This window comes from Nesterenkonia sp. K-15-9-6 (assembly GCF_052656005.1).
In genome coordinates, this window is record NZ_JBQYEY010000057.1 from 1 (window position 1) to 1,309 (window position 1,309).

Annotated in this window: 1 protein-coding gene; it reads right to left on the reverse strand. The window is 59.1% G+C overall.

What is annotated here, in order from left to right; translation table 11 throughout:
- Positions 1-1,309 (reverse strand): choice-of-anchor G family protein (locus SD455_RS16590; RefSeq protein WP_445508742.1); only part of this gene is annotated, 1,309 nt, incomplete at both ends.

The window sequence follows — 1,309 nt, forward strand, 5'->3', positions numbered from 1 at the left end:
CCAGCAGGAACCGAATCAGGATCCACCACCAACGACGGATCAATCACACCGTCATCATCCGGATCCGTGATGCTCAACCCTTCAGAGATCTCCTGACCCGTGGTGTCATCAACAGCCACCACCGAGTACTCACCAGGCTCTGCATCCCCAGGAGTCGGCAGCTCCACCGTGAAGCCACCAGCCTCATCAGTCTCAGCCGGCACCGGCTCCCCCACCGGGTTACCCTCCGGATCAACCAACTGCACCGTCGCGGAAGCATCCGGAGTGAAACCCTCACCCGTCACCTGCGTGGACTCACCAGCAGGCACCGAATCAGGATCCACCACCAGACCCAACTCCAACTGCTCGAACAGACCACAGGAATCCACCCGGGCCCCAGCATTACCGAAGTTCAACCGAGCACCATCACCCTCGAACAGGCCGATGCTCAACGCCGAGACCTCCAACGAAGACAGCCGCTGCTCACCCTCAGGAGTCTCGCAATACTCCTCGACCTGGTGATTCAGCTGCACCGAGACCACCGTGGCCAGCGTCTCGATGAACGGCTCCAACGCCTCACGGATCGGCACCGTGATCGCACCGGTCTTGATATCCCGAATCAACAGATCAAAGATCTCCTGACCAGCATCACTGATCACGAAGTCCCGCACCGGCACCACAGCTTCCTGCAGCAGACCAGTCACAGCACTCAACGTGGCACAAACACCCGGAAGACCACCCGAGCACTCAAACTCGTTGATCTCATCACCCATCAGATTCAGCGAGCCCGTCGCGGTGGCACCACCCAGAGTCGCCTCATAATCAATGGTCACCGAAGCCAACGCGCCCTCGATCGCGCCCACCGTGATGTTGGTGACCTCTTCCATCAGATCATGGACAGTCTCCGCGATCATCGGATAGATCTCATCATCGATCAGCTCAGTGTTCGGGTTCTGATTATTCATCCCCGTGGGCTGACCAGGACGCAGCTCACCAGAGAGCAGCTGATCCAGATGCAGCTGCGCAGTACCGGTGGAGAAGTCCACCGTGAGCACCTGATTATTCGTGGTGATCGGCTCCGCGAGAATCGCCGCGAAGATCTCCTCCTGCATATTCGAGGACACCTCAGCAGAGAGCGAAGCACCCGGAATCACCGAGATCAGATCCGCAACATCGAGCAGATCATTGACCGTGTCCTCCATCGTGGCATCGATCTCCCCGATGGTGTCATAGATCATCGCCGCAGCCTCTTCGACCGCCGGAGAAGTCAGCAGCACACTGGCCTCACCCACCCGGTACTGGCCCAGCCCACCGACACCATCCTGATCCA